This window comes from Pseudomonas sp. 1L-E-NC-VB-C3, assembly GCF_057291535.1.
The window spans coordinates 255,518-277,977 of the sequence record NZ_JBXAWD010000006.1; the positions used below are offsets into that span (position 1 = coordinate 255,518).

The window sequence follows — 22,460 nt, forward strand, 5'->3', positions numbered from 1 at the left end:
TCGGTCCCCTCTCCCTCCGGGAGAGGGCTAGGGTGAGGGGCTTTTGACTTACGGCGTGACGATATTGAACTGCGGCCCGAACGTATCCAGGCTGCCCATCAATAATCCGAATTTCTGACCATTGCCCTGCAACTTCACCAGCCCTTTTTGCATCGCCGTCGGGAAGTCCAATTGCTTCAGGCTGATCTTCTCCAACGTATCGCGGCTCAGGCTGACGCTCGCATCCGCCGCCGGATTCAGACCGGCGCGGTGAGTCAGCACGCCGTTGCGCAAGGTCAGGGTGAAATCCTTTTGCACATCGTCGAACGTCCAGTTCAGCGTCAGGTCATGGGCCATGGCTTTGTCGCTGTCCAGGCGTACCGCGAGGTAATCGAAGAACATTTCCGGACTCATCGCCCGGACCATGTCCACCGATACGGTATTGGCAGACTGCGGTGGTACGCCGTTGCGCAGTTCCATCGCACCGGTCAGGTACATGTTGCGCCAGGTGGCGTTCTCGCTTTGATAGCCCAACTGTTCCAGCGTCTCGGCTTGAGCGTTGCGGGCATCCGCGTTGTCCGGATCGGCGAACAGCAACTGGTTGCCCAACTGAGCGGCCCAGCGGTAGTCAGCGCTGGCCATCGCACTGCGCATTTTCTCCAGCACCGACGCGGCACCGCCCATGGCCTCGACCGAGCGTTTAGCCGCATCGACCGGGGGCAGCGGATTGAGGTTGGCCGGGTTGCCGTCGTAGAAACCCATGTAGCGCTGATACACCGCGCGCGTATTGAAACTCAGCGAGCCGTAATAACCACGGGTGTACCACTTCTGATCGAGCGAGCCGGGCAGTTTTTTGATTGCTTCGGCAATTTCCAGCGGCGTCAGGCCCTGGTTGAGCAAGTGCAGGGTGCGGTCGTTGATGAACGCGTACATGTCGCGCTGATCGGCGAGCAAAGTACGAATCCGCTCGCCACCCCAGGTCGGCCAGTTGTGTTGGGCGAACAGCACGTCGGCCTTGTCACCGTAGCGCATGAGGCTGTCGTCGAGGTATTGCGACCAGGCTTTGGCGTCACGCACCTGCGCACCGCGCGGGGTGAGGATGTTGTGCATCATCTGCGTGGCGTTTTCGGCCATGCACAGGGCTTTCAACTCCGGTAGATAAAGGTTCATTTCCGCTGGCGCTTCGGTGCCCGGGGTCAGCTGGAATTCGACTTGCAGGCCAGCGATGGTGCGGGTTTCCAACGGCTCGGCAATCAGATCGGTAGGCGCAATCAGTGTGACCGTGCCACCGCTGGGCGCACTCTTGCCGAGGCCGGCATCGACCTGACCTTTTTCACTGCGCGGCAACAGGCTGCCGAACTGGTACTGCGCGCGGCGGCTCATGGCATTGCCGGCCATGACGTTCTCGCTCATCACGTGTTCCATGAAGCCGACCGGCGCGTAGACCTTGACCTTGCCGGACTTGACATCGGCCTCGTCGATTACCCCGCGCACGCCGCCGAAATGATCGACATGAGTGTGGCTGTAGATCACCGCGACGACCGGTTTGCGCGGGCGATTGGCGTAGTACAGATCCAGCGCCGTCCTGGCGGTTTCGGCCATGGTCAGCGGATCGATGATGATCAGCCCGTCGTCACCTTCGATGATGGTCATGTTGGCGAGGTCGAGGCCGCGCACCTGATACAGCTTGGGGCTGACCTCGAACAGACCGGCGTGGGCATTGAGCTGGGCCAGCCGCCACAGGCTCGGATTGACCGATTCCGGCGCCTTGTCTTTGACGAGGAAGTCATAGGCGTTGACGTTCCAGATGACTTTGCCGGCAGCGTCCTTGATCTGACCCTTGAACGGTGCGATCAGGCCTTTGCTGACGGATTCGAAATCGGTGCGGTCGCTGAAAGGCAGGGTTTGCAGGACGGCAGCGTTGCTTGCGGCGGTTTGCATGCTCGGCGCAACCGGACCGTCAGCAGCGAGCAACGGTTGGCTCAGGCAAGCGGTGATCAGGCAGGTCAGCAGGCCGCGCGGGCTCAGGATGAAACGGGGCATGGGTGTCTCCGGTTTTTTATCGTTATGGCCGAACAGCCAGCAGCGTATGGCGCGTCCCGGAGTTGGCGATGATCATCAGCGGACAAAAACCATTCAGGGCCGCTATCCTAGGCCCAGGTTCACTGATCGGGTTTGCCCATGCTTGAGGTTCGCGACGTTTTCAAAAGCTATGCCACGCCACAGGGATTATTGCCGGTGCTGCAAGGCGTCGACCTGACGCTGGAGGCCGGTGGCAGCCTCGCGCTGATGGGCGAATCGGGCAGTGGCAAAAGCACGCTGCTGCATTTGGTGGCGGGGCTGGACAAGGTCGACAGCGGCAGTATTCGCAGCGGCGAACATCGCCTGGAAGCCATGAGCGAAGCGCAACTGGCGAACTGGCGGCGCACGGAAATCGGTCTGGTGTTTCAGCAGTTCAACCTGATCGGCAGCCTGCGCGTGGAAGACAACCTTGCCTTTCAGGCGCGCCTGGCCGGGCGCCATGAGCCGCGCTGGCAAGCGCATCTGGTGCAGCGTCTGGGTCTTGGCGATCTGCTCTCGCGGTACCCCGAGCAACTCTCTGGCGGCCAGCAGCAACGAGTCGCATTGGGCCGGGCATTGGCTTCGCAGCCGAAATTGCTCTTGGCGGATGAACCCACCGGCAGCCTCGATGAAGCGACCAGCGATGAAGTGCTGCGGCTGTTGCTGGAATTGCTCGATGACACGCCGACGACTTTGTTGATGGTCACTCACAGTCAGCGCGTTGCGGCGCGTCTGGCTCAGCGCGTGGTGTTGTCGAACGGGCGGGTCGCCTGATGATCTGGCGGCAAACCCTGCGCGCGCTGCTCAGCCACTGGCGGCGCCATCCCGTGCAGTTTTTCAGCGTGCTGACCGGGTTGTGGCTGGCCACCAGTCTGCTCACTGGCGTCGAGGCGCTGAACAGTCAGGCACGTGACAGCTACGCGCGGGCCAGCCAGATGATCGGCGGCGAACCGCAAGCCAGCCTGAGCACGCCGAATGGGGCGCTGTTTCCACAGCGCTGGTTTATCGAATTGCGCCGTCAGGGCTGGCCAATGTCACCGGTGTTGCAGGGCCGGCTGACGCTCAAGGGCCAGGAAGATCAACGCATTCAGGTGATGGGCATCGAGCCGGTGTCGCTGCCGTCGGATTCGGCAGTAGCCGGGCAGGCGATGCCGATCGAGCGCATCGTCGAGTTTTTCAGCCCGCCGGGCAGCACCTGGATTTCCCCGGACACCCTGCAAATGCTCGGCTTGCGCGAAGGTGATACACCGCAAACCGTAAACGGCCAAACCCTGCCGCCACTGCTCGCGCAGAAGGACATGGCGCCGGGCCTGTTGCTGGTCGACATCGGCGTAGCGCAGCGCCTGCTCGAACAACCCGAGCAATTGTCGCGACTGCTGCTACCCAAGGACTTTCATCAAGAATTACCAGCGAGTTTCACCGATCGCTTGCAGCTCAAGAGCAGCGGCGAAGAAAACAACCTCGCGCGGCTGACCGAGAGCTTTCACCTCAATCTCGATGCCCTTGGATTTCTGTCGTTTCTGGTCGGCCTGTTCATCGTCCACGCCGCCATCGGCCTCGCTCTGGAACAGCGCCGAGGTTTGCTGCGCACCTTGCGCGCCTGTGGCGTCAGTGCACGAATGCTGATCGCATGTCTGGTGGTTGAACTGGGTGTGCTGGCGCTGATCGGCGGATTGTTCGGTGTGATCAGCGGCTATTGGCTGGCCAGCGTGCTGCTGCCGGACGTCGCCGCCAGCCTGCGCGGTTTATATGGCGCGGAAGTGGCGGGGCAGTTGCGCCTGAGTCCCTGGTGGTGGTTCAGCGGCATAGGGCTGAGCCTGCTCGGCGCGTTGCTGGCCGGGGCCAACAGTCTGCTGCGGGCGGCGCGTCTGCCGTTGCTGGCGGTGGCCGATCCGCAGGCCTGGCATCAACAGTATTCGCGCTGGTTGCGCCGACAGGGTTGGCTGGCGACAGCGCTGCTGACAATTGCGCTGGCAGCGCTGATCTGGGGCGACAGCCTGAGCAGCGGTTTCGTGCTCATGGCCGGGCTGTTGCTCGGTGCCGCGCTGGCCTTGCCGGTGTTGCTCAGCGCGTTGTTGAACCCGTTGCTCGGGCGCAGTCGGTCGGTGCTCGGCCAGTGGTTTCTCGCCGACTGCCGCCAGCAATTGCCAGCCCTGAGTCTGGCGCTGATGGCGCTGCTGTTGGCGCTCGCCGCCAACATCGGCGCCGGCAGCATGACCGCCGGTTTTCGCCAGACCTTCAACGACTGGCTCGAACAACGCCTGAGCGCCGAGTTGTACATCAACCCGGCCAATCCGGCGCAGGCCCGCGAGATGCACGACTGGCTCAAACAGCAGCCGAATGTGACCGCTGTGCTGCCCAACTGGCAGGTTTCGGTGACGCTGCAAGGCTGGCCGGCGGATGTCTACGGCATCATCGACCACTCCTACTATCGCCAGCATTGGCCGTTGCTCGACAGCAGTGGCAGCGATCCGTGGGGCAAACTGGCCACGGACGATGCGGTGATGCTCAGCGAACAACTGGCGCGACGCCTGAAAGTGAAGCCGGGCGAGCATCTGAACATTCCCACGCCGAACGGCACATGGTCGCCGCGCATCGTCGGCATCTACGCCGACTACGGCAATCCGAAGGGTCACGTGCTGATCAGCAGTGAGCACCTGCTGCGCGGCTGGCCGCAACTCACGCCGAACCGCTTCAATTTGCGTGTCGATCCAGCACAGATTCCAGCGCTGCTCAACGCCTTGCAGGCGCGTTTTGCGCTGGATGACAACCGCATCGTCGATCAGGCGCGGCTCAAGGGCTGGTCGGTGCAAGTCTTCGAACGCACCTTTGCTGCGACGGCGGCGTTGAACAGCCTGACCTTGGCCGTGGCTGGCGTGGCGCTGTTCATCAGCCTGCTGACCCAGAGCCAGAGTCGCCTCAGTCAACTCGCACCGCTGTGGGCGCTGGGCGTGACGCGCAAACAATTGATGCTGCTCAACCTCGGTCAGACCTGGCTGCTTGCCGTATTGACGTTGCTGTTGGCGCTGCCGTTGGGCATCGCTTTGGCGTGGTGCCTCGATGCGGTGATCAACGTGCAGGCGTTCGGCTGGCGCTTGCCGTTGCGGGTGTTCCCGTTGCAGTTGCTGCAACTGACGGGCCTGGCCTTGCTGGCGACTCTGTTGGCTTCGGCATGGCCGCTGTATTCGCTGTACCGCACGCAACCGGCGGACTTGCTGAGGACGTTTGCCCATGAGGACTAAATGGCTCGTGCTGATGATTGCGCTGCTGCTCGCTGGCTGCGATCAGCCTGCACCCGAGGAAAAGGGTTTTGCCGGCATGGGCGATCAGGCGCAATCCTTCACCCCGGTGGTGCCCGGTCGGGTATTCAGCTTTCCGGCCGATCATGGCGCGCATGATGGTTTTCGCATTGAGTGGTGGTACGTCACCGCCAACCTCAAGGATCAGCAGGGCAATGATTTCGGCGTGCAATGGACGCTGTTTCGCAGCGCCCTGAAACCCGTCGCCGAGCAGGCCGGTTGGGGCAACCAAACGATCTGGCTGGGCCATGCGGCAGTCACTTCGCGCTCGGTGCATCATGCCGCCGAGCGCTACGCCCGGGGCGGAGTAGGCCAGGCCGGCGTGCGCCTGGCGCCGTTCGAGGCGTGGATCGATGACTGGATGTTTGCCAGTCAGGCGCAGGATCCGTTGCGCGACATGCAACTCAGTGCTCGTGACAAGAATTTCGCTTATCAACTGCGCCTTACCTCCAGCCGACCGCTGGTGCTGCAAGGCGACCAGGGTTTCAGCCAGAAATCCGAAGAAGGCCAGGCGTCGTATTACTACAGCCAGCCATTTTTCCAGGCCAGCGGCACGCTGCAGATCGACGGCCAGACCTACACCGTCAGCGGCCCGGCGTGGCTCGATCGCGAGTGGAGCAGTCAGCCACTCACCGCCAATCAAACTGGCTGGGACTGGTTCTCGCTGCATCTGGACAGCGGCGAACACGTGATGCTTTATCGCATGCGGCAGAAGACCGGCGCGCCTTATCTGACCGGCACCTGGATCGCCGCTGACGGGCAGATTCAGACGTTGCGCAGCGAGCAGATCAGCCTTGTGCCGCAGGATACGGCCAAGGTTGCTGATCGGCCGATGCCGGTGAAATGGTCGATCCGTATTCCTGACAAGAAACTCGATATCAGCGTTGACGCGATCAACCGCAATGCGTGGATGAATTTGCGTATCCCGTACTGGGAAGGGCCGGTGAAGATTGATGGCAGCCATCCTGGCCAAGGCTATCTGGAAATGACCGGATATTAACGGCGGCACCGCTTTCTTCCCTGTGGGAGCGAGCCTGCTCGCGAAAGCGTCAGCGCTGTGACCGCTGAGTTAACTGACTGGAACTCTCGCCAGCGCTCTCCGCTCTACCCAGAAACCCGCCATTTTCGGACTCACCCATGAGCGACGACCTGCAACCCCCAGACCTCGACACCTGGCAGCGCCTGTTCGACGATCAAGCCTACTGGCAGAACTCCCCTGACGCTCACTACCTCGATCTGCAACGCATCGCCGATGACCTGCTCGGCCAAGGCGCAATCGATCTTGAGCAATGGCAGTTGATGCGCGCCAAAGCCGACGATCTGCACAAGCAGTCACCCGAGGTCAACGTCGCCCGCGAACTCGAAGATCCCGAAGCCTGAGGACTCCTGCCATGAATACCACCAGCAACCAGAACGACAACCCCGACGAACCACGCCCGGCCGGTGAAACCGAGCGCGACAATGATGCCCTGCGCCCGACCGATCCCAAGCAGCGGCAGGACAGCGGCAAAGGCACGCCGAGTGGCGAATCCACTGCGCAAGAGACCGCCAAGCCACATACCCGTGGGCCACAAACCCAAGTCAAGCCCTGAACAGCGTCTATGCTCACTGGCACGCCTGCTGCTGAAGTCGTTTCGGCGGTGGGCGTCGCCATTTCATCACAGGGAAAGTAATGCATATGAAGCTCGACGCTCTGGCCAAGGCCATCACTCTCGCAACGCTGCTTTCTGCTGCCAGTTTCGGCGCTTTAGCTGCCGACATTCCGTTATCCGCCGTCGTTGAGGCCGATTCCGTTACCACCAAAGTGCTCGCCGTCGACCCGGCCCATCACCAGGTCGTGCTGGAAGGCCCCGAGGGACGTCAGGTCCACGTTCAGCTCAGCGACAAAGCGAAAAATCTTGCCAATCTCAAAGTAGGGGACCTGGTGAAGATCGAGGTGCAGCGATCTGTCGCCGCTTATCTCGATACAGACGTGGATAAAGGTCTGCCGGGCACCACCGAACGTACCGGCGAACTGCGCAAGGCCCCGGGCAGCGATAACCCGGGCGGCGAGGCCTATCGTCAGGTTCAGGTGCAGCTGAAAATCAGCAAAATCGATTTGAAGACCAATCAGGTCACCCTCCAAGATCCGTCCGGACAATCGAAGACGCTCGATGTGAAGAAGCCGGAGATTCAGGCCAAGTTGAAAGATCTGAAAGTAGGACAGAGCGTTATTGTCACTTATACCGATATCCTGAAAGTGACCAGTCAGCACGATAGTTGAGTATTAACTCTACAAGTTTATTGCTCTTGTACAACTTTATGTATGAGAGCAATCATATAAAGGTTTTTGTAAGACAATTCCCGGGATAAATCGGCAAAACACAGTTTTTAACTTTTCAGTGCAAAAATTTCATGTTTGCCCAGGACGACAGGTCCACTTGTTTGAATTAAAATCCTCGGCGTTCGCCCAGTGTCAGGGCTCTTTACCGGTGCAAGGATTGCCAGGCCGTAACACTGGGCGAACTCCACTACTGACGAAAGTTGTATACAGAATCTGCAAACAAAAAGGGCGACTTTGCAGTCGCCCTTTTTTATTGTTTTCGATCAAGTCGAAGCTTGCATACCGGTTTTGCCATGCTGCCCCTGCAAGCGCTTGAGTGTCTGCTGGTACATTTTTGTACGGCGATGATCCTTGCCATATGTGCCTGCCGCCGCGACGGTGCCGGCCTGGATGTGATCAAGGTAGCGGAAGATCTTCCGCGGCGAGAGAAACCTGACGCCATAGCCCAACCCGACCATTCGATCCTGAAGCGTGTAACCAGGCACCTCCTCATCCATGCAGAAGTGCAGCCCGAGCGACTTCATCAAACGTGCATTCCACAGCGTACAGAAACTTTTCAGATGCGTTTCTTTATACGGGCGTGGTGGTTTCGAACGCAGGCCGAAATGAACTTTTAGCCGACGAACATGATGTTTGCAGAACCGCGAAGTTAACCGCCAGGTATCACGCAGTAACCCACGATCAAGTTGCTCAACACAACCGACCGCCGCCATGTCCGCACTTTTCGTGCATTCGCGCATCATCATCGCAAACACTTCCATGTCGTAGACAAAGGTGTCGGTGTGCAGCAGAAACAAATAATCGGTCTCAACTTTCGCCAAGGCCAGATCCAGCGCCTTGCCATGGGCAATATGCCCCATTTCCTTGCCCGGCGACGGCCGCTCGATCAAATTGATCCAGTCCAGCGAACGCAAATAATCGAGGCTGGCATCCGCCGAATCGTTATCCACCACCCATACTGGAATGCCCTGCGCCTGGACATGCTCGCGCAACAGCTCCAGACACATGCGGGTAATGTCCGGGGTTTTGTAATTGACCAGAACCAGACTGAAGTCGGGATGCGGCTGGGTAGGCAGATCGAAGGCTTTCATGTCGGAGGGACTCATCACGGCTCAAGACGACAGGTTGATGAGCCGGGATGCTAGCGGGGGAAGCTTAGGTGAAGCTTAATTTGCCGATCTGATTGGTTTGTGAAAACAAGCGGGATAATTCAGATCCGACATTGTTTTCCAATAGATGCAGCGACCATTTGGTTTTGTCGCTTGTCCTGAACGGCGGTCCATCCGCAAAACCTGTGGGAGCGAGCCTGCTCGCGAAGGCGTCTTTCCAGTCACATCATCGGCGACTGTTACACCGCTATCGCGAGCAGGCTCACTCCTACAGTAGAGCGGTGCAAAATTCAGGTGAGTTTGATCCGCAGCACTTCGGCACATTCCTCAATCGACCGCCGTTGCGTCTCGGCGTACAACCCCAACTCATCAATGGTCGAACGCCCCAGCGCCTGTTCGAAAGCATGTCGATTGGAGTGTTCGGCGTAATGCGCCTGTGCGGCATCCCCCAGGTTCGACTGAAAAATCCCCGCCGCGCTCACCGGCAGGAAATCTTCGTACACCAGCGGCTCCGCTTTCACGTAGCCATCGCGCAGCAAATCCTCCAGTGACGATTCGCCAAGTCCGTGCGCCGCGATGCCCTTTTCCGTAGCGAAATAACGAAAGTACGCCAGCCCCTGTTCGCGCATGCCCTCGATGCTGTCAGGAAATTCGGCAAAGTGCTGCGTCATCAGCGCGTCGTAGCGTGCGGCATTGGCTTCATTGGGGAAGTCGCCCAGTTCATCGCGAGCGGCATTCAACAAGCGGTCATACAGCGCGCGACCCTTGGGTGTCAGAGCTGCGCCGCGTTGTTCGATTTCGCCGAAGCGCGCGCTGTGGCTGCCACGGGTTTCGGGCTGATCGGTGAAGGCGATCGGCTCGTCCAGCGCTTTGAAGCTGGTCTGGCGCAGCAGGATCGGGCAATTGCGGCGTGGTGGACCTTCGATCACCGCTTTGGGTGTGATGCCATGGGCAGGCATCTGCTCCTGAACGGTGTCGATGTCCAGCGTGCGTGGGGTCAAGTGGTTGATGTGCGGGCCTTTGAACGCAACGACATCGGCGATCAAGCGGTGCTGGGCGCTGAGTTTCTGGTACTGCGCGGCGCTGACGGTGGCGCTGTGGTGCCAGCGAAAAGTCTCCAGTGCCTGTCGGACGAATTCTGCGGCTTCGTCGTCATTAAGTCCGCCTGCCGTTTCCGCCTGTTCAATCAGGCGCAATGCGGAGTCAGTAAAAATCGTACGACGGGCCAGCACCGACTCGGCAAACGAACGCAATTCGGCGTCTTCAATCAGCTCCAGGCGCAGCAACGAGGTAAACACGCGAAACGGGCTGACCTGCAGCGCTTCTTCATGCACCGCGCGAAACGCCGTTGAATGCACCGGCACGCCCGCCGGGGTCAGGTCGTAATAACCCACCGGTTGCATGCCCATCACCGCGAACAGGCGGGCGAGGGTAGCCAGTTCGCTCGCGGTGCCGACGCGAATGGCGCCGTGGCGTTCCATGTCCAGGCGTTCGATTTCGCCGGTGCGCTTGAGCTGTCCGGCGATGTCAGGCTGACGTGCCAGCACTTCGCGATTGGTTTTCTCCACCAGTTCCATCAGCGCGCCGTACAGCGGCACCTCTTCGCGGTACATGTCGGACATCGCTCGGGAGAAGCGTTGGCGGATCAGGTCGGGGCTGACGAACGGCTGCACGGTCATGAAAAAAATTCCTGCCACGGTGACGAAATGGATGCCCGAAAAGATCGCAGCCTTCGCCCACTCGGGCAAACGAAGAATCCTACGAACTTCATTCTGCCAACGACTGATCCACCAGCTCGATCCAGTGTCTGACCGGCGTGCGCCCGGCGCTCGCCAGATGGCTCTGACAGCCCACATTGGAAGTGACGATCAACTCGGGCCGGCCGCTTTCCAGAGCGTTGAGTCGATGGTCACGCAGTTGCCGCGCCAGCACCGGTTGGGTCAGCGAGTAGGTGCCCGCCGAGCCGCAGCACAAATGGCCGTCCGGCACTGGTGTGAGGTTGAAGCCGAGTCGGGTCAGCACGGCTTCCACGGCGCCGCCGAGTTTCAGTGCGTGCTGCAACGTGCACGGGCAATGCACGGCGATGCGTCGTTCGCTGGCGGCGCAGACCTGTTCCAGCGGTTCCTGCGCGATGACTTGCACCAGGTCCCGAGTCATTTCGCTGATCTGCCGGGCTTTCAACGCGTAGATCGGATCGTCCGCAAGCAAATGCCCATAATCCTTGATGAACGCGCCACAACCGCTGGCCGTTTGCACGATGGCTTCGGCGCCATTCTGCAAGTGCGGCCACCAGGCGTCGATGTTCTGTCGAGCGCGGTCAAGACCTTTGGCCTGGGCGTCGAGGTGATAGTCGAGCCCACCGCAGCAACCGGCCTCGTTCACCGGTGTGACGCTGATGCCCAGGCGATCGAGCACCCGCGCGGTCGCGTCATTGGTGTTCGGCGACAGGCCCGGTTGCACGCAGCCTTCGAGCAATAACACTCGGCGCGGATGCCGAGGAGCGGGGCGCGACCCCATAACACCCAAGTGCTGCGGCAATTTGCTTTCCAGCAGGCGCGGCAGCAGTGGTCGAAAGGTCGCGCCCATGCGCAGCAAGCCTTTGAACAAACCGGGATTGGGCGCCAACGCACGCAAGCCTTCGCGCAGCAAGCGCTGGGCGGCCGGGCGCGGCACCGCGCTGTCGACCACCGCACGGCCGATGTCGAGCAGGTTGTGATAATCGACGCCGGACGGGCAGGTGGTTTCGCAGTTGCGGCACGACAGGCAGCGATCCAGATGCAGCTGCGTCTGCTCGGTGGCCGGTGCGCCTTCCAGCACTTGCTTGATCAGATAAATGCGCCCGCGCGGGCCATCGAGTTCATCGCCGAGCAATTGATAGGTCGGGCACGTCGCGTTGCAGAAGCCGCAATGCACGCAGGTGCGCAGGATCTTTTCCGCTTCGCCAGCCCGGGGCAATTTTCGCGATTGCTCGCTGAGGGTGGTTTGCATGGCTAGACCTCCGCGTACATGCGTCCGGGGTTGAACAGCCCTTGCGGGTCGAGTTGCGCCTTGAGTTGCCGGTGGTAGCGCAGCAAGGTTGGCGCCAAGGGTTGAAACGGCGAGTCGGTGGCACCGTGGGTAAAGCACGTTGCATGGCCGCCCAAGGAATGGGCGAGTGCGTGAATCTCAGAGCTTTCGGATTTCACCCAGCGTTGCGCGCCGGCCCAGTCGATCAGTTGCTCGCCGGGCAACTCGAGAGGGCCGAGATTGTTCGGCAATGACAGGCGCCACAGCGGCAAACCTTCGTCGAAAAAACTCAGGCGCTGTTCGTTGAGGTCGCGCCAGAAAACCGAGTCCAACGGCTCACCACCGAGCCGTTGATGCGCCGCCGTTACCGAACCTTCGCCGCCTTCCAGACGCAGATACAGACTCTGGCCATCGTGACATGCCGCGCTGATCGGCAGCGGTTGCTGGCCCCATTCGGCAAGTTTGCTCAAGGCCCGAGCGCAGTCGATATCGAGGCGAATGCTCAGGCACTGGCGCGGTTTCGGCAGGACTTTCAGCGACACTTCGGTGAGCACACCGAGGCAACCGAAACTGCCGGCCATCAGCCGCGACAGGTCATAACCGGCGACGTTCTTCATCACTTCTCCACCGAAGCGAAGATGCTGACCGAGGCCGGTGATCACCCGCGTGCCGAGAACGAAGTCGCGCACCGAGCCGGACCACGGCCGGCGAGGTCCGGACAGTCCCGTGGCGACCATGCCGCCGACCGTGGCGCTGTCGGCGAAGGATGGCGGTTCGCAGGGCAACATTTGCCCGGCGTCATCCAGCGCCGCAAGCAGCGCGGACAACGGCGTGCCGGCACGTGCGGTGACCACCAGTTCGGTCGGATCGTATTGAACGATGCCGCGATGAGCACGGGTGTCGAGCACTTCGCCGGCCACCTCGCGACCGAGAAAGGCCTTGCTGTTGCCGCCCTGAATCTTCAGCGGCGTGGCATTGGCCCGCGCGGCGTTGACCTGATCGAGCAGGGCGTTGGCGGCGTCGAAATCAGCCATCAGAATCGCTCCAGCTCGGGGAAGGGCAGTTGCCCGGCGTGAATGTGCATCGCGCCGAATTCGGCGCAGCGGTGCAGGGTCGGAATGTTCTTGCCGGGATTGAGCAAGCCCTGCGGATCGAACGCGGCTTTCACTGCATGAAACAGCAGTAACTCGTCGCTGTTGAACTGCGCGCACATCTGATTGATTTTTTCGCGGCCGACGCCGTGCTCGCCAGTGATGCTGCCGCCGACCTTCACGCACAGTTCGAGGATCTTGCCGCCCAATGCCTCGGCGCGATGCAGCTCCCCCGGCTGGTTGGCGTCGAACAGAATCAGCGGGTGCATATTGCCGTCGCCGGCGTGGAACACGTTGGCCACGCGCAAGCCATATTTTTCGCCGAGGCTGGCGATACCTTGCAGCACAGCGGGCAATTCGCGGCGCGGGATGGTGCCGTCCATGCAGTAATAATCCGGCGACAACCGGCCGATCGCCGGAAACGCATTTTTGCGCCCGGCCCAGAAACGTACGCGCTCGGCCTCGTCCTGGGCCTGGCGCACTTCAGTGGCGCCGGCCGCTGTCATGACTTCCCGTACGCGCTGGCAATCGTCGTGCACGTCGGCTTCGACACCGTCGAGTTCGCACAGCAGAATCGCCTCGGCGTCGACCGGGTAACCGGCGTGGATAAAATCTTCGGCGGCGCGAATGGCCAGGTTGTCCATCATTTCCAGGCCTCCGGGAATGATCCCGGCAGCGATGATTTCGGCAACCGCTCGGCCGGCCTTCTCGACTGAATCGAAACTGCCGAGCAGGACCTTGGCGACTTGCGGTTTGGGCAGCAGTTTCACCGTGACTTCGGTGATGATCCCCAGCAGGCCTTCGGAGCCGGTGAACAAGGCGAGCAGGTCGAAACCGGCTGAATCGAGCGCCTCGGAGCCCAGCGTCAGGCGTTCGCCCTCGATGGTCAGCACTTCGATTTTCAGCACGTTGTGCACGGTCAGGCCGTACTTGAGGCAATGCACGCCACCAGCGTTTTCCGCGACGTTGCCGCCGATCGAACAGGCGATCTGCGATGACGGATCCGGTGCGTAATACAAGCCGAACGGGGCCGCCGCCTGGGAGATAGCAAGATTGCGCACCCCCGGCTGAACCCGCGCGATACGTGCAGCGGGGTCGATGTGCAGGATGTTGTTGAACCGCGCCATCACCAGCAGCAGGCCCTTTTCCAGTGGCAGGGCGCCGCCGGACAACCCAGTGCCGGCACCCCGCGCGACCACGGGCACGTTGTTTTGATGGCAGAGTTTCAGCAGGGTTTGCACTTGCTCCAGGCGCCGGGGCAGGGCGACCAGCATCGGCGTGGTGCGGTAGGCGGAGAGACCGTCGCATTCGTAGGGTTTGAGTTCATCTTCGCGCCAGAGGATGTCCAGGTCCGGCAGGGCTTGTTGCAGAGCCTTGAGCAATTCGCCCTTGTTCACCTCGGGCAACGGACCGTCGAGGCGTTCGTCGTAAAGGATGTTCATGGGAACGCCAACCTTCTGTCTCCGCTGATCGTTCCCACGCTCTGCGTGGGAATGTAGCCCGTGACGCTCTGCGTCACTGGACGCAGAGCGTCCCCTGAGGCATTCCCACGCAGAGCATGGGAACGATCAGTTGCGCAACCTGGGGCATTGCGAATATCCATCTTCATCGCTGTCGTTCCAGAAATTCCCCGTACAGACGCGCGGTATTTCCCGGCTGTTCGACCATCGGCATGTGCCCGACGTGATCCCACACATCCACTTCGAGATTGGCGATGCCTTTGCTCCACACCGGCACGCTGCTGACGTCGATCAGGCGATCCTTGCGCCCCCAGAGCAACAGCGCCGGGCATTTGATCTCGGCCAGTTTCGGCTCCATCGGCGGGCTCGCGCGGAAGTCGCGGAAGATTTCTTCGAGCTCGTCACGTTGTTGCTCGTAGCGCTGGGCGACGGCGTCCAGCACCAGTTTCGGTACCCACGGCGGCGACTCCATGGTCATCGCGTAGAAGCGCTGGAATTCTTCGCGGGAGTTGATCAGGAACGGGTTGTGCCCGCGCGCCAGATGGCGCTCCATGTCGCTGGGCTCCGGTGCGGTGACGCCGGCCGGGTCGATCAGCGCCAGCGATGCGATCCGCTCCGGATAGGTCGCCGCCAGCCACGCGGCGATGTAGCCGCCCATGGAGTTGCCAATGACATGGACTTTCTCCACGCCGCAGACGTCGAGCAGTTGAATCATGCGTTTGGCCTGAACCGCAATGTCGTAACCGCCGCCAGCCTTGAAGCCAGTCTCACCGTGGCCGGCCAGATCCGGAATGATCACCCGATACTGACGGACGAAATGCCGGGCGCAGCGCAGCCAGAGGTTTTTGTCGGCGCTGAAGCCGTGCAGCATCAGGATCGCGCTGGACGCCTCGTACGGCCCGCCTTGCCAGGTCGACACGGTCATCTCGGCGATCGGCACTTCGATCTTGTGCAATTTGTACAACCTGGCCTCGCTGGCCATGGCCAGGTTGTACAACCAATGGCCGACCGCCGGGTAACTCAACCAGCTCCAGGCCACGAAAACCGCGAGTGCGACAAACAGCAAAAGCATCGACGTCTTCCTTATACGTGTTCAGGACAAAATATGGTCGGCCGGTTTCAGCGCCCGGGTCAGCAGGTGATAGCTGAAACTGAAGCCGGGAAACATCGCGATCACATGACCGCTCTTGCTCTGGTACCAACTGTGGCAACCACCGGATTTCCACACCGTGCGCTGCATTTCCCGGTGGATCATTGCAGTGTAGGTACGTTCTGCGTCACGGCGCACTTCGATGCTGCTCAGGCCTTTGGCCCGTACGGTGCGGATGCAGTCGAGGATGTAGTTCATCTGCGATTCGATGATGAACAGTGCCGAGGTGTGGCCAATGCCGGTGTTCGGCCCGGTGACGATAAACAGGTTGGGGAAATCCGGCAGGCTGGTGCCGAGGTACGCGCGCGGGTATTCGGCCCAGACATCTCTGAGTTGCACCGCGTTTTTGCCGCTGACCGGGTAGGAAATCACCCCGTCGGTGGCGTCGTAACCGGTCGACCAGACGATCAGATCAACATCGAGATGCTCACCGTCCACGGTGTTGATCCCGCTTTCGTCGATCGAAGCGATGCCGTGCTCGCGACTGTGCAACGTGACGTTGGCGCGGCTCAGCGCCGGGTAGTACGTGCTGGACACCAGCACCCGTTTGCAGCCGATGGTGAAGTCCGGGGTGAGTTTCTGCCGCAGTACCGGGTCCGGAACCTGGCGTTTGAGAAAACGCAGCGCATGTCGTTGGACCAGATGAATCGCCGGTCTCGAGTATTTGAAGGCGATCACCCGTGTTTCGAATTGCCAGTAGATCAGCCAGCGCAGCAGCTTGTACGCCGGCTTCAGACCGAGCAGCCAGCGCTGGAAACGGCCGAATTTGCGATCGGCACGCGGCAGCACCCAATGCGGCGTGCGCTGGAATACATGCAGGTGTTCGACTTGTGGCGCAATCGCCGGGATCACCTGCGCGGCGCTGGCACCACTGCCGACGATCGCGACGCGTTTACCGCGATAGTCGTAGCTGTGATCCCAATTGTTTGTGTGAAAAGTCTTGCCTTGAAAGCGATCCATCCCAGCAAAGTGCGGGATGACCGGCTGACTCAATGGCCCGGAAGCGTTGATCAAAAACTGCGTGTGAAAGATGCCTTTGGCGCGGGTGTGCACCGTCCAGTGTTTTTCCGCCTCGTCCCACTCGACGCGCTCGACATCCGCCCCCAGCTCCACGCGCTCACGCAAACCGAACTGCTCGATCAGCTGTTCGGTGTAGCGACGCAATTCCGCCTGTTCGGCGAACATCTGCGACCAGCGGTAGGGCGCGAATGACAGCGAATACAGCGGCGACGGGACGTCCACCGCTGCGCCGGGGTAGGTGTTCTGGCACCAGGTGCCGCCGAAGAAGTCGCGTCGCTCAAGAATGCGAAAATCGTCGATTCCGGCCTTGAGCAGGTTGACCGCCGCGCACTGGCCGCCGAAACCGCTGCCGATGATCAACACAGCGTAGGTATGCATGTGCCCCCTTTTTATAGTTGTTTTTCCATTTCCCCTCTTTCATTTATAGCCAACTCTGGGCCGCGCGTGCGGCGCTGATAGCGCTCTATTCAGGCCGCTGGCCGGTGATGGCTATTTAGCGGCGCCCTGATAGACTCCGGACACATCCTTGTCGGGATGTAACCATGCATCGCGCGGTCGAGGCCCTTATGGGAAATACGCGAGGAAAGGGACTTTCACTGGCCAGGAGGCTGTACAGGTCGCGGGTGTTCGGGCTGCTGCTCGGGCTGATGTGTGTCAGCGTGGCGATGCATGCGCTCGATCCGCCGCTGTGGGTGTGGGGCCTGATGCTGTTCAACGGCCTGGTCTGGCCGCATCTGGCCTTTCAATGGGCGCGAAGCTCGAGCGTGCCGTTTCGCGCCGAACACCGCAATTTGCTGATCGATGCATTCATGGGCGGCTTCTGGGTCGCCGCCATGCAGTTCAATCCCTTGCCCAGCGCTACCACGATTTCGATGATGGCGATGAACAACGTCGCCATCGGTGGCGGGCGTTTTTTGCTGGCGGGCACGGCGGCACAGCTATTCGGTATGGGCGTGGGGCTGGTGGTGTTTGCTCCGGCGTTCATTCCACCGACATCGCCGCTGCAGCTGTACGCCTGTTTGCCGTTGCTGTTGCTATATCCGCTGGCGCTGGGCTGGATCTGCTTTCGCCAGGCCTCGACCCTCGGTCGGCACAAGCGCGAGCTGCTAGCGTTGAGTCGCACCGACAGCCTCACCGGCCTGCTCAATCACGGCGCGTGGAAGGATCAACTGAACCTCGCGTTCCAGCGCTGCAAACGCCAGCAGCAGGGCGCGGCGATTGCGCTGATCGACATCGACCACTTCAAAGCGATCAATGACACCTATGGGCATGTCGCTGGCGATATCGTCCTGCGCCAGTTGAGCAAACTGCTCAAACAGAATCTTCGCGCCACGGATGTGGCCGGGCGCTATGGCGGGGACGAGTTCTGCGTGATTCTGCCGGAGCTGCCACTGTTCAACGCGGCTCAGGCGATGGAAGCCTTGCGCGAGCGTTTTGCGGTGATGGGCTACGAGCAGAACCCCGCGTTGAAGGTCAGTCTGAGCATTGGCCTGGCCGCGTACGACCCGAGCCATGCCGACGCCACGCGTTGGCTGGATGAGGCCGATCAGGCGTTGTACGAAGCCAAGGCCAGTGGGCGCAATCGGGTGATCTGCAACAGCGACAACAAGCCGAGGCAGGCGCTGCTGGATTCGGTCTGACGGGCGAGCTGATACCTGTGGGAGCGAGCCTGCTCGCGAAAGCGCTGGGTCAGGCGGTATCAATATCGTTTGCCACGACGCCTTCGCGAGCAGGCTCGCTCCCACCGGGGTATGTGTTGTCGGTTAGATCAGTGTCGCATCCGCTATAGAGCCTTGCGCCGATGTCGGTTACGGTTGAATCCCTCCGACACGAAACAAGGACTGCTTCATGACGTTCTCATTTTCCCGCTCTCTGCTGGCCGCCAGCCTCGGTCTGTCCCTCGCATTCTCGGCAGCAAACGCCGCCGAACCGCACAAACAAGTGCTCGCCGATGCCGAGCAGTATCAGCCCGAAGCCCTGAAAATGTTGGAGCGACTGGTCAATATCGACTCCGGCTCAGGTTATGAGCCGGGCCTGAAACAGGTCAGCGACATTGCCATCGATGAACTGAAAAAACTCGGCGCCACCATCGAACTGGTGCCCAACACCCCGGAAAAATCCAACCACGTGCTGGCCACGCTCAAAGGCACCGGGAAAGCGAAGATTCTCCTGATGGCTCACATGGACACTGTGTTCAAGGAAGGCTCCGCCGCCGAGCGGCCTTTCCACATCAAGGACGGCCGCGCCTACGGGCCGGGTGTAATGGACGACAAGGGCGGCATCGTCGCCGGCATCTACGCATTGAAAGTGCTGAAGAACCTCGACTTCAAGGATTACGCGCAGATCACCTTCCTGCTGGATGCCAGCGAAGAAACCGGCTCGGACGTCGCCACCGACCTGATCAAGAAAACCGCCAAACAGCACGACGTCACCCTCAACCTCGAACCGGGGCGCCCGGCCGATGGCCTGGTGGTGTGGCGCAAGGGCAGTGCGACGGCGCTGGTCGAAGTCAAAGGCAAGGCCGCCCACGCCGGCGTCGCGCCAGAGTTGGGACGGAACGCGGCGATGGAAGCGGCGCATCAGATTCTGCAACTGGGCAAGCTCGGTGACGAGGCGAAGAAGACCACCATCAACTTTACCGTGCTCAAGGCCGGTGATCGCACCAACGTGATTCCTGATCAGGCCACGGCCAAAGCGGATGTGCGTGCGGCAGTGCCGGAGGAATTTGATCGCATCGAGAAGGATCTGGCGCGGGTCTCGCAGGACAAGTTGATTGCCGAGACCGAGGTGAAAACCTCTCTGCAGCGCGGTTTGCCGCCGATGCCACAAACGGCCGAGTCGGATCGCCTGATGGCCATGGCCCAGGGAATTTACGGCGAGATTGGCCGCAAGCTGACCGAGGAGGGCAGTGGTGGCGCGGCGGATGCCAGTCTGTCCGCAGGCGTAGGGACGCCGACGCTGGATGGCTTCGGCATTGTCGGCGGCAATATTCATACGCCGGAGGAATATGCCGAAGTGGCGAGCGTGGCGCCGCGGATTTATTTGTTGTCACGGATGATCATGGAGTTGGCCAAGCCGCGGTGATGGGGTTGGTGGTGTGAATGCTTGGGATGGGGTGTCAGTTGACTCACCCCTCACCCTAGCCCTCTCCCCCAGGAGAGGGGACTGACCGTGTTGTTTATAGTCAATGCGGCAAGCTTAAGATTTTCTGCTGAATTCAATTTCGCATTCAACACGGTCCACCACGTCGGCGCAGATCCTGAGCATCCCCCAATCGGTTCGCTCTCCCTCTGGGAGAGGGCTAGGGTGAGGGGCTTTTGTGGGAAAAGTGGCAGTCGAGGACGGCGTACAAAAAATACCGAAAAGTCCGACAGAAGCTCTCGTTGCGGCCGTCGGGCGCGGCTCTTATAGTCTCGGTTCGCAGATAACCCTGCGACGATCTTGGCCGGTCGAATACAGAACCTGACCTTTCTGGAGTGAACTCTATGACCGACCAAGTAATGCCGCGCTATCTCCCCATCGACACCTACGACGCCGAATCGCCGGTGCTCTTCATCAATACCCACACTGAACTCAGCGACATGGCCGCCTGTGCGATGCACCGGTTTTTGGTCGTGCGCGATCTGGCCGACACTTTCGCCAGCCTCAACCTCAAGGGCATCTCCGATTGTGATCTGACGCGGGTGACCAGCGCGGTTCATCTGCTGATGCGCGAGGGCTGCGCGATTCTGAATGTGATTCAGGCGCGGGCGGCGCAGCGGGAGGAGGGGTATAAGACGCCGGTTTAGCGGTGCCGCAATAGACGCTTTCGCGAGCAGGCTCGCTCCCACAGGGGACCGCATTTCAACTGTGGGAGCGAGCCTGCTCGCGAAGGGGCCGGTGCAGCGTGTGCATCACTCCTTGACGCTCATGTACTCCTTGGCCCAGAGAATGTATTCCTCGGGTTGGGTATAGGTGTGGGTCAACTCGGTCGCGCTCAGATCGGCGGCCTGGGTGAAGATCTGTCGCTGTTCGCGCAGGCTGTCGTAGGTTGCTTTGATCGCGGCGAAGTAGGCGCCATGGCCGTCGATGGTCACGCGCACGCCCAGTTCGGCCAGGCGTTTGTCGTCGCGCAGGGCCGGGTTGCCGTAGGTGACCAGCATCAGCGGCACGGTCAGATGTTCGGCGATCTGTTCCAGCTGATCGAAGTCCTGCACGCCGACCATGCAGATACCGTCAGCGCCCGCCGCCTGATATTGGCGGGTGCGGCTGATGATTTCCTGATTCGGCAGAATGCCAGCGTTGGTGCGGGCGATGATGGCCATCTCGGTGTCGACCCGGGCTTCCAGCGCCGCGCGGATCTTGCCGACGCCTTCGGCCACGGTGATCAGGTCGGTGGATTTGCGCCCGAATTGCGCGGGCAGCAGGGTGTCTTCGATGGTCAGTGCAGCGACGCCGGCGCGTTCCAGTTCGACGATGGTGCGCATGACGTTAAGAGCGTTGCCGTAGCCGTGGTCGGCGTCGGCGATCACTGGCAATTGGGCGACGCGGCCAATGCGCGTGGCCTGTTCGGCGAATTCGCTGAGGGTGATCAGGGCGAAGTCCGGCGCGCCAAGCACCTGCAGGGAGGCGACGGAACCGCCGAGAATACCCACTTCAAAACCCAGGTCAGCGGCGATGCGGGCGGACATCGGGTCGAATACCGAAGCCGTGTGGTAGCAGGTGTCGGAGGCCAGCAGCTGACGGAAATTGCGGCGCAAATCTTGATGGGAAAGCCTGGTCATACGAGTTCCACCAATACATAAGGAATGGAAAGGCTTGAGCAAAGGTGTCAACGCCGAAGAGTGAAAAGGCTATCACGCGAATGGGTCAAGAATCATGACGAATTTGCGCGGCAGGACTGGCGGCTGAAAGGTTTAATCTCCCGTGCTGGAAATATCAGGCCGCCACGGCATGTTGCTGTTGATGGGGCAGGAGCACTGCGCGCACTGAATTGCCCGGCTGAAGTTGCAGGCGTTTGGCAGTGAGACGATCGACAACCAGGCTATTGCCCACCAGGCGCCCGGGCGCCACGGTGATACGGCAGTTTTCCAATCGGCGGTTGTGAATCAGCCATAGCGGCGCCTGCTCGTCCGGGGTGCCGAGGCTCAGGGTCAGTTCAAGACTGTCGCGCACCGTGCGGATGCTGCGGATCGGCGCTTCGATGACCGGGCCACCGTCGAAAATGTCGATATAGCCTTTGTGCGTGAAGCCCTCGGCCTGAAGAATCTTCAACGCCGGCTGGGTGTTCGGGTGAGTCTGGCCTATCGCCGCCTGCGCCTGTTCGGTGAGGAGGCAGGTGTACAGCGGCTGGCGCGGCATCAGTTCGGCGATAAAGGCTTTGTTGCCCAGGCCGGACAAGTGATCGGCGTGGGTGAAATCCATCTGGAAGAAGTGCCGGCCGAGGCTGTCCCAAAATGGCGAGCAACCGTTTTCATCGGCACTGCCTCGCAGTTCGGCGATCATCTTCTCGCCAAACAGATGCGGAAATTCGGCGACGAACAGCAGACGACCCAGCGACAACAGGCGGCCATTGCTGCCGTTGCGCTGGTCATGGCGCAGGAACAGCGAGCACAGCTCCGATTGCCCGGTCAGTTCGTTGTTGAGGAACAACGTTGGGATCTGCCGCTGAATGCCCAGGTCCGGTGCCGAACTGACGGTCACCCCGAGCCGGTAGTTGTACCAGGGCTCGCGCAGGCCAACGGCGCCGGCCATCGCGCTGACACCGACCACGCGCTGCTCATCATCCTCGAGGACAAACAGGTAATCGGCATCGGCCCGTTCGACCTGTTCGGCGAACGCCCGTTGCGCCCAGCGCACCCGGTGCGCAAGTCGGTCCTCGTTGGCCGGAAGGGTGGTGAAACCTGGCCCGGCCTGTTCGACGAGGGTCATCAAGGCAGGCAGGTCGCTGACTTTTACCGGACGGACAATCATGCTCCAACTC

General features: G+C 60.9%; 19 protein-coding genes. 9 read left to right on the forward strand and 10 right to left on the reverse strand.

From position 1 onward, the window contains the following. Nucleotides 1–48: 48 nt before the first annotated feature. Nucleotides 49–2,022 carry an alkyl/aryl-sulfatase gene (locus tag AC0Z5Z_RS12645; protein WP_485611173.1) on the reverse strand — a complete coding sequence of 658 codons (1,974 nt, stop codon included), beginning with the start codon at nt 2,020–2,022 and terminating at the stop codon, nt 49–51. 138 nt (nt 2,023–2,160) lie between these two features. Here AC0Z5Z_RS12645 and AC0Z5Z_RS12650 point away from each other — a divergent pair, with 138 nt between their 5' ends. From AC0Z5Z_RS12650 to AC0Z5Z_RS12675, 6 genes are all read left to right on the forward strand, one after another. After that, nucleotides 2,161–2,814, forward strand: coding sequence for an ABC transporter ATP-binding protein (locus AC0Z5Z_RS12650; protein WP_016774109.1), 654 nt, complete (start codon nt 2,161–2,163; stop codon nt 2,812–2,814). After that, entirely contained in the window at nt 2,814–5,282 is a 2,469-nt protein-coding gene (locus tag AC0Z5Z_RS12655; protein ID WP_485611174.1) for an ABC transporter permease, read from the forward strand. Before AC0Z5Z_RS12650 ends, AC0Z5Z_RS12655 begins: the two co-directional genes overlap by 1 nt. After that, a complete protein-coding gene (locus AC0Z5Z_RS12660) occupies nt 5,272–6,339 on the forward strand; it encodes a lipocalin-like domain-containing protein (protein WP_252879844.1) in 1,068 nt (355 codons plus the stop codon). The genes AC0Z5Z_RS12655 and AC0Z5Z_RS12660 overlap by 11 nt, the downstream gene beginning before the upstream one ends. Nucleotides 6,340–6,476: 137 nt before the next feature. After that, the gene (locus tag AC0Z5Z_RS12665; protein WP_056784562.1) at nt 6,477–6,719 is read left to right on the forward strand and encodes a hypothetical protein; all 243 of its coding nucleotides are present in this window, start codon (nt 6,477–6,479) and stop codon (nt 6,717–6,719) included. A gap of 11 nt (nt 6,720–6,730) precedes the next feature. Then, entirely contained in the window at nt 6,731–6,931 is a 201-nt protein-coding gene (locus AC0Z5Z_RS12670; protein ID WP_056784567.1) for a hypothetical protein, read from the forward strand. An 86-nt stretch (nt 6,932–7,017) separates the two neighbouring features. Next, nucleotides 7,018–7,602, forward strand: a complete 585-nt coding sequence (locus AC0Z5Z_RS12675) for a hypothetical protein (RefSeq protein WP_056784570.1) — start codon at nt 7,018–7,020, stop codon at nt 7,600–7,602. Nucleotides 7,603–7,925: 323 nt separating this feature from the next. Here AC0Z5Z_RS12675 and AC0Z5Z_RS12680 read toward each other — a convergent pair whose 3' ends face one another. The 7 genes from AC0Z5Z_RS12680 to AC0Z5Z_RS12710 form a co-directional block, all read right to left on the reverse strand. Then, nucleotides 7,926–8,753 (reverse strand): glycosyltransferase family 2 protein, encoded by an 828-nt coding sequence (locus AC0Z5Z_RS12680; protein WP_056784574.1) that lies wholly within the window; start codon nt 8,751–8,753, stop codon nt 7,926–7,928. Nucleotides 8,754–9,061: 308 nt separating this feature from the next. Then, on the reverse strand, nt 9,062–10,450 hold the full coding sequence (hglS, locus tag AC0Z5Z_RS12685) for a 2-oxoadipate dioxygenase/decarboxylase HglS (RefSeq protein WP_485611175.1): 1,389 nt from the start codon (nt 10,448–10,450) through the stop codon (nt 9,062–9,064). Between the two features lie 88 nt (nt 10,451–10,538). After that, a complete protein-coding gene (gene glcF, locus AC0Z5Z_RS12690; RefSeq protein WP_423662816.1) occupies nt 10,539–11,759 on the reverse strand; it encodes a glycolate oxidase subunit GlcF in 1,221 nt (406 codons plus the stop codon). A 2-nt stretch (nt 11,760–11,761) separates the two neighbouring features. Continuing rightward, on the reverse strand, nt 11,762–12,811 hold the full coding sequence (gene glcE, locus AC0Z5Z_RS12695) for a glycolate oxidase subunit GlcE (RefSeq protein ID WP_252869183.1): 1,050 nt from the start codon (nt 12,809–12,811) through the stop codon (nt 11,762–11,764). Beyond that, nucleotides 12,811–14,310 carry a glycolate oxidase subunit GlcD gene (gene glcD / locus AC0Z5Z_RS12700; RefSeq protein ID WP_457263581.1) on the reverse strand — a complete coding sequence of 500 codons (1,500 nt, stop codon included), beginning with the start codon at nt 14,308–14,310 and terminating at the stop codon, nt 12,811–12,813. Before glcD ends, glcE begins: the two co-directional genes overlap by 1 nt. A gap of 163 nt (nt 14,311–14,473) precedes the next feature. After that, nucleotides 14,474–15,400, reverse strand: coding sequence for an alpha/beta fold hydrolase (locus AC0Z5Z_RS12705; protein ID WP_016774118.1), 927 nt, complete (start codon nt 15,398–15,400; stop codon nt 14,474–14,476). A 21-nt stretch (nt 15,401–15,421) separates the two neighbouring features. Next, on the reverse strand, nt 15,422–16,876 hold the full coding sequence (locus AC0Z5Z_RS12710; protein WP_460093641.1) for a flavin-containing monooxygenase: 1,455 nt from the start codon (nt 16,874–16,876) through the stop codon (nt 15,422–15,424). A 188-nt stretch (nt 16,877–17,064) separates the two neighbouring features. On the opposite strand from AC0Z5Z_RS12710, the gene AC0Z5Z_RS12715 reads away from it, so the two are divergent. The 3 genes from AC0Z5Z_RS12715 to AC0Z5Z_RS12725 all read left to right on the forward strand — a co-directional run bounded on the left by AC0Z5Z_RS12715 (nt 17,065) and on the right by AC0Z5Z_RS12725 (nt 20,286). Then, nucleotides 17,065–18,138: a diguanylate cyclase gene (locus tag AC0Z5Z_RS12715; protein WP_150635710.1), complete on the forward strand. Its 1,074-nt coding sequence runs from the start codon at nt 17,065–17,067 to the stop codon at nt 18,136–18,138. A gap of 208 nt (nt 18,139–18,346) precedes the next feature. Beyond that, nucleotides 18,347–19,582: a M20/M25/M40 family metallo-hydrolase gene (locus AC0Z5Z_RS12720; RefSeq protein WP_485611176.1), complete on the forward strand. Its 1,236-nt coding sequence runs from the start codon at nt 18,347–18,349 to the stop codon at nt 19,580–19,582. A gap of 401 nt (nt 19,583–19,983) precedes the next feature. Beyond that, nucleotides 19,984–20,286 carry a hypothetical protein gene (locus AC0Z5Z_RS12725; RefSeq protein ID WP_056784599.1) on the forward strand — a complete coding sequence of 101 codons (303 nt, stop codon included), beginning with the start codon at nt 19,984–19,986 and terminating at the stop codon, nt 20,284–20,286. 105 nt (nt 20,287–20,391) lie between these two features. On the opposite strand, the gene AC0Z5Z_RS12730 is transcribed toward AC0Z5Z_RS12725, so the two are convergent. Then, nucleotides 20,392–21,261 carry an isocitrate lyase/PEP mutase family protein gene (locus tag AC0Z5Z_RS12730; protein ID WP_024012471.1) on the reverse strand — a complete coding sequence of 290 codons (870 nt, stop codon included), beginning with the start codon at nt 21,259–21,261 and terminating at the stop codon, nt 20,392–20,394. A gap of 154 nt (nt 21,262–21,415) precedes the next feature. Further along, nucleotides 21,416–22,450 (reverse strand): arginine N-succinyltransferase, encoded by a 1,035-nt coding sequence (gene astA, locus AC0Z5Z_RS12735; protein WP_041478621.1) that lies wholly within the window; start codon nt 22,448–22,450, stop codon nt 21,416–21,418. Nucleotides 22,451–22,460: the final 10 nt, after the last annotated feature.

What these genes read in the sequence shown, in the direction of transcription:
- AC0Z5Z_RS12645 (WP_485611173.1), bottom strand. Translation starts at nt 2,022, where the DNA reads ATGCCCCGTTTCATCCTGAGCCCGCGCGGCCTGCTGACCTGCCTGATC.
- AC0Z5Z_RS12710 (WP_460093641.1), bottom strand. Translation starts at nt 16,876, where the DNA reads ATGCATACCTACGCTGTGTTGATCATCGGCAGCGGTTTCGGCGGCCAG.
- glcF (WP_423662816.1), bottom strand. Translation starts at nt 11,759, where the DNA reads ATGCAAACCACCCTCAGCGAGCAATCGCGAAAATTGCCCCGGGCTGGC.
- AC0Z5Z_RS12705 (WP_016774118.1), bottom strand. Translation starts at nt 15,400, where the DNA reads ATGCTTTTGCTGTTTGTCGCACTCGCGGTTTTCGTGGCCTGGAGCTGG.
- AC0Z5Z_RS12730 (WP_024012471.1), bottom strand. Translation starts at nt 21,261, where the DNA reads ATGACCAGGCTTTCCCATCAAGATTTGCGCCGCAATTTCCGTCAGCTG.
- astA (WP_041478621.1), bottom strand. Translation starts at nt 22,450, where the DNA reads ATGATTGTCCGTCCGGTAAAAGTCAGCGACCTGCCTGCCTTGATGACC.
- AC0Z5Z_RS12680 (WP_056784574.1), bottom strand. Translation starts at nt 8,753, where the DNA reads ATGAAAGCCTTCGATCTGCCTACCCAGCCGCATCCCGACTTCAGTCTG.
- AC0Z5Z_RS12650 (WP_016774109.1), top strand. Translation starts at nt 2,161, where the DNA reads ATGCTTGAGGTTCGCGACGTTTTCAAAAGCTATGCCACGCCACAGGGA.
- glcE (WP_252869183.1), bottom strand. Translation starts at nt 12,811, where the DNA reads ATGGCTGATTTCGACGCCGCCAACGCCCTGCTCGATCAGGTCAACGCC.
- AC0Z5Z_RS12675 (WP_056784570.1), top strand. Translation starts at nt 7,018, where the DNA reads ATGAAGCTCGACGCTCTGGCCAAGGCCATCACTCTCGCAACGCTGCTT.
- AC0Z5Z_RS12655 (WP_485611174.1), top strand. Translation starts at nt 2,814, where the DNA reads ATGATCTGGCGGCAAACCCTGCGCGCGCTGCTCAGCCACTGGCGGCGC.
- AC0Z5Z_RS12670 (WP_056784567.1), top strand. Translation starts at nt 6,731, where the DNA reads ATGAATACCACCAGCAACCAGAACGACAACCCCGACGAACCACGCCCG.
- AC0Z5Z_RS12725 (WP_056784599.1), top strand. Translation starts at nt 19,984, where the DNA reads ATGACCGACCAAGTAATGCCGCGCTATCTCCCCATCGACACCTACGAC.
- AC0Z5Z_RS12665 (WP_056784562.1), top strand. Translation starts at nt 6,477, where the DNA reads ATGAGCGACGACCTGCAACCCCCAGACCTCGACACCTGGCAGCGCCTG.
- AC0Z5Z_RS12715 (WP_150635710.1), top strand. Translation starts at nt 17,065, where the DNA reads ATGGGAAATACGCGAGGAAAGGGACTTTCACTGGCCAGGAGGCTGTAC.
- AC0Z5Z_RS12720 (WP_485611176.1), top strand. Translation starts at nt 18,347, where the DNA reads ATGACGTTCTCATTTTCCCGCTCTCTGCTGGCCGCCAGCCTCGGTCTG.
- glcD (WP_457263581.1), bottom strand. Translation starts at nt 14,310, where the DNA reads ATGAACATCCTTTACGACGAACGCCTCGACGGTCCGTTGCCCGAGGTG.
- AC0Z5Z_RS12660 (WP_252879844.1), top strand. Translation starts at nt 5,272, where the DNA reads ATGAGGACTAAATGGCTCGTGCTGATGATTGCGCTGCTGCTCGCTGGC.
- hglS (WP_485611175.1), bottom strand. Translation starts at nt 10,450, where the DNA reads ATGACCGTGCAGCCGTTCGTCAGCCCCGACCTGATCCGCCAACGCTTC.